This window comes from Methanobrevibacter sp. UBA188 (assembly GCF_905234905.1).
Lineage (GTDB): Archaea > Methanobacteriota > Methanobacteria > Methanobacteriales > Methanobacteriaceae > Methanocatella.
Window position 1 is genome coordinate 1 of record NZ_CAJOJM010000026.1, and the last position, 5,333, is coordinate 5,333.

Annotated in this window: 4 protein-coding genes; all 4 read left to right on the forward strand. The window is 35.6% G+C overall.

The features are described from left to right. Positions 1–568 precede the first annotated feature (568 nt). Complete coding sequence (locus tag QZ143_RS06415) at positions 569–2,137, forward strand: hypothetical protein (RefSeq protein WP_292882374.1); 1,569 nt, start codon at positions 569–571, stop codon at positions 2,135–2,137. A 171-nt stretch (positions 2,138–2,308) separates the two neighbouring features. Next, on the forward strand, positions 2,309–3,598 hold the full coding sequence (locus QZ143_RS06420; protein ID WP_292882377.1) for a hypothetical protein: 1,290 nt from the start codon (positions 2,309–2,311) through the stop codon (positions 3,596–3,598). An 80-nt stretch (positions 3,599–3,678) separates the two neighbouring features. After that, positions 3,679–4,317, forward strand: coding sequence for an Ig-like domain-containing protein (locus QZ143_RS06425; RefSeq protein WP_292882380.1), 639 nt, complete (start codon positions 3,679–3,681; stop codon positions 4,315–4,317). Between the two features lie 268 nt (positions 4,318–4,585). Then, positions 4,586–5,333: hypothetical protein (locus QZ143_RS06430; protein WP_292882382.1), on the forward strand; the 748-nt coding region annotated here is incomplete at its 3' end.

Sequence of the window (5,333 nt, forward strand, 5' to 3'; positions counted from 1 at the left end):
AAAAAAATAACCTACCAGGCAACATATGCAAAAGATACAATCAAAAAGACAGTTAAAATTAAAAAATAAGGGATTACACCCCTTATTTAAATTTCTTTTTTTTGACAATACTTCTTTATATATAATTTAACAAATATTTAATCATGTTTGGGAAAAATCATATGCTTTTCTTTGATGATTCCGATAATCTCCAAAACAGGAAGAGGTTGAATACGTCGAACCTCAACAGCCAACATACGAAGATGACTACTCATACATCGAAGAGGAACTTGAGGATTTGACTCTTGATGACATCAACGAGATACTTGGAGAAACACCAACAGAAGAAAATTCTCAGGAAACATTTGATTAGTCCTCTGAAGGAGACACCGATTTAATTGATGAAATTCTAAAAGAAATCGAAATGGAGAAATAATAACTCTTTAAAACTCTAATACGAAAACCAACACAAATTAATGTCAAATCAGAAGCGCCTAAAAAATAATATATTTTATCTCCATTTAAAAAAGAAATAAAATATTAATGGAAGATTAAAATGAAAAAGATATTTATAATTAGTCTGCTACTCATGATACTTGCAATGGGAGCAGCCAGTGCATCCGAAAACATTACTGATGATGCAATATTAACCACTGACGATACAATTGAACTGGACACAAATGACAAAGACATTGAAGAGAACTACACTTGGAACATTGCAGTCGAAGAAAATATTGAAATCCTGCCCGCTCCTAACCAATCAATCGACGTATATGGAGTAGGATACACAACAGGAAATTTTTCCCTTTCAATTGATGGGGAAAAACAGAACATAACCATGGATTATAATTATATTCCCCCAATTTATGATGCAATCCCATATTTGAAATTTGACGCTTCAAAATTGACACTTGGCCAACATAACTTCGATTTGAACTTTTCAGGCGATGAATACCAAAACGCATCATCATTGTCCGGAACATTTACCGTATCCCCAATAATACTCAAGGCCCCGTCAAATCTTCATCTGCTGAACACCTACGAGAACAATCGTGACGCATTGGACAATCGTGGATACATAATGATAAAATATCTCAAGAACATGACCGGAAATGCATATCTCTACATCAATGGTGTGAAAAAGACCATTAATCTCTCAAATTTTAAAGCAAAAGGAGATATGGGCTCAGAGTATGATGGATATTCCTGCTATATGTACGATTGGCAAAAGTACAATCTGATAAATTACTGGGAAGATGAGAAATGTTACGTATATAAGGAATACTACACTTTCCTGGAACCGGCAAACATCACACTGAAATACAAAGGCATAAACAAGTCCGCTTTCGTCAATGCGACCTATGACGTGAACTGCTATAATGAGATAGTGAAGGGAAACAATTTGGAGATTTTTATCCCTAAAGAGATTTCAGGAAAGGTAACCGTTAAAATCGACGGCAAGAAAACCAAGCTTTATACTAAAAGAATTGATGCGGATTATTACCGCTTAAAGTATTATGTCAAAACAAGTTCCTTAAACTACGGAAAGCACAGGATAACAATAACCTCCCCTCTTTACACAGTATCCAAAACATTTTCTGTGGTGGATGAGTATGTAAGTCCTAAATCTGTTTACATGTACTACACAGACGGCAAAAAAATGACATTTACCGTTTATGGAGAAGGCAGGACATTTGCACTTAAGGGAGACTACATTGACATCACATTGGACAAGAAATATTACCTAGGCACATACGCCAAGAAAAACGGAAAAGTGTCTGTCAAGATTCCAAAGAACTTGAAACCTGGAACTCATACAATAAACTTCATAAACTGGGGAGATTTTGGAGAGTATACTGGAAAGGTCAAGCTTGTGGTAAAGCATCTCGTGACCCTTAAAAGCGTGAAAGTCAAAAAATCCGCCAAGAAACTTGTATTGACTGCAACCCTTAAAAAGGGCAAAACAGCACTCAAAAGCAAACAGATGACCTTCAAGTTTGCCGGCAAAACCTACAAGGCAAAAACCAATTCCAAAGGAATAGCTAAAGTTACCGTCAAATCATCAGTACTTAATAATCTCAAAGTAGGCAAAAAGGTAACATATCAGGCAACATACCTAAAAGACACCGTCAAAAAAACAGTTAAAGTCAAAAAATAAGGATCTCACCAATCCTTATCTTTTTATTTATACATGCAATATTTATAAAGCCCCACTTTTAACAAAATAAAATCATGCAGAACATAAAATCAGTTATATACCTTAAAAAACAAAGTATTACTCATGAATTTAAACTCAAAATTTAATTATAGGGATTTTATAATATTCATAGTGCCCGTTCTAATCTCATTATATCTTTACATATATAATCCGGGCATTTTGACCGCTGCTTCATTCAGCCAGCTTCACCAAATTGCTACAGGCGAATTTACCGGCGCATATCCAATATTGCACACAATTATTGAGATGATATGTCTTAAAATCTATGCATCCCCTGCATCAATCGGCGCTTTCCAGATACTGGTATTCAGCCTTATTTGGATGATTATATGCAACTATCATCGTGATGATACAAAAAGCGACAGCAATGGATTCGTATTGCAGTTCATCATAACAATGATTGTATGTCTGATTCCAATAAATGCAATTTATTCAATTACATTGTCAAGCAATATCCTATTCAGCTATGCAGTGCTCTTTTTATGTTTCCTGATTAAGGTAATAATCGACAGAAACGGCCAAATCAGCAGCAAGCTTGCAATAATGATTGCCGTGACACTTGCATTCATAAGCGGACTGAACACCTTTGGAATTTACGTATCAGTGCTTTCATTGGTAATAATCATGGCATATCTCTTTATAAAGAAAACTCCTCAGGATGCATTGATAAAGCTTGGTCTTATAAGCGTTGTTTGCATAGTCCTGATTACATCATTAGGTATGATATATCAAACCGATGCCAACAACAATTTCCCTGCAAATGATGCATTTGAAGATGGAGTCAATCTTGAAAATGCTAAAAGTCAGTTTTTCAAGGGAATCAATGACGTTCCAAAGGAAGGCTTTGAAAATGCAACTCAGGTAAATGTCAAAACAGACAAGTTCAAGTCACTGAATTCAATCGTTGACATGACCCGTGAAAACATCATCCTTGACGGGCTTTTAAACAGTCCTATAGTCTATGTGATTCTGTCAATAATTCTTCTTGGATTCATTTACTACACAACAAATTCCCATGAAATATTTTTAATTTTCATTCCGAATCTGTTGAACATGGTAATATGTCTTATGAGTGGTCAAAACAATCTTTATTCAAATCTGCTGGTCTGCTATTTGATAATAATAATTCTGGCAAACATGTGGCCAAACCTTAAATCTCAAGGGACTGAAACCCCTGCACCTGCCAGAAACGAACAGCCAGCTCGAATCATGAGCCAACCAAAAGAGTATGTTCCTCCAAAAGCTGAAATGAACCAACCTCAAGAGGAATATCAGACTGTTGATTATCAACTTGAAGAATTGACCTTGGATGAAGGCACAAATCAAAGAATCGAATATGAAGATGGCGGATCTGATTTGGTGGATGAAATTCTAAATGAAATTAAAAACGAAAAGAAATGATGATTGATTTATATAATATGAAAAATAATAATTTAATTACAAAAAGGATTAAGTTGAAATTTCTTTTTAAAGGTGATTAAATGGATAAAAAGGAATTGATAATAATCGGAATAGTAATCGTTATCTTTATAGTGGTTGCAGGTGTCATGCTTTCCCCTTCAACCGGGGCGAAGGACACCGAATTGAAAATGCTTAATAACGGAACCCTTGGAGAAAACGGTACAATATACATCAAGTTAACCGATGCACAAAAGCAATCATTGGCTGATAAGCCAGTTACAGTAAAAATTACTGATAAAAGCGGAAAAGAAGTTTTATCAAAAACTGTCAAAACACACGTTACCGGCGTTGCAATCGTTAAACTTGCCAAGATGAGTCCCGGAGAATATGAGGTTAAGGTAAGCTATGACGGAGACAACAACTATACGGCAAGCAGTCTCAAAGAAAAAATCAATGTCAAGTCAGGTTATGTTGAAGAGGATATTAACATGACTGCAATGATTGGAAGCGATACCGATACAACAGACACACAAACAGCATCTCCTGATACATCTACTGATTCATACAATTCATATACACCTGACTACAGTGACACATCACAGGACAGCTCCGACACAGGCAGCGATGATGATGACAGTGGCACTGCAGTGATTGATGAAAACGGTAACGAAGCGGAAACTGTAATTGATGAAAACGGCCACGAAGTACCCGAAACATGATAAGGAATTTAACTTCCTTATTTTTTTATTTTTTTACAGATAGATAACACCACCACTTTAAATGAAATTTATAGATTAAACATATTAAATTAAATATGCATCCAAGCAAAAGAAAACCAACACCTGAAAATATTAAAAATATTAACCATCCAATTAAAATAATGAATTCAAAAATGATTGCCCAAGAAGCCTGATTAAATATTTTCATTTAAGTGATTTATACCCCATAAAAAACAGAAATTATAATACCTAAAAAGGGAGGTATTTCATGGCAATTTCAAAATCCACAAAAGACAATTGGGAAAGTGAAATCAACAAAAAAGGTGGCGTCAGTATTGAAAAGCAATTGGCTGTGCCTTACACAGAAGAGGATTCATACGCTGCATTAATAAAAACTGTTGATAAAATAAACTACGGCAAAATTTTCGATGAAGACAAGGAATCCAAAGCCATGCTATTCGGCATTCAGCAAAGTGTCATGGCACGTGCACTGAATTTCAAAGGATATGCATATGTAGAAGCTATCGGAAGCGACGCTTCAATGTTATATCTGAAAGTTAAAAAGGCCAATGCCGATGCAATCATTGAAGAGCTGTTCAACCTGTTTACAGACATTCTTGAAAAGGACTACACAAAGACAACCACAACAGAATCATTAATCGCCAGAACAAATGTGAAAGGCCAAGATGTTGAAACCGCAGTATACGGATCAGATGAATACAACAAAATCAGATATAAAAACAAGAACAGAGGCAGCACCTGGTCAGGTGTTATAACACTCATTGTTGGATTAGTAATGTTTTTAGGAGCTGCAAGTGGAAATTATGTGCTTAGAGGAACAAACAGCAGTGAAGCATTGCTTGTCGTGTCACTGCTTGTGATGGCATATGGAGGATACAAGATATATTCAGCCACAAAGTCCAATGATGCACCCAACACCAAAAATCCGCAGCCGGTAAAACAAAATACAAAAACGCTCAGCGAAAAAACATCAAAGCCAGAACCTGAAAGAAAAG

Coding starts and splice junctions, on each gene's coding strand:
- QZ143_RS06425 (WP_292882380.1), top strand. CDS start 3,679: ATGGATAAAAAGGAATTGATAATAATCGGAATAGTAATCGTTATCTTT.
- QZ143_RS06415 (WP_292882374.1), top strand. CDS start 569: ATGATACTTGCAATGGGAGCAGCCAGTGCATCCGAAAACATTACTGAT.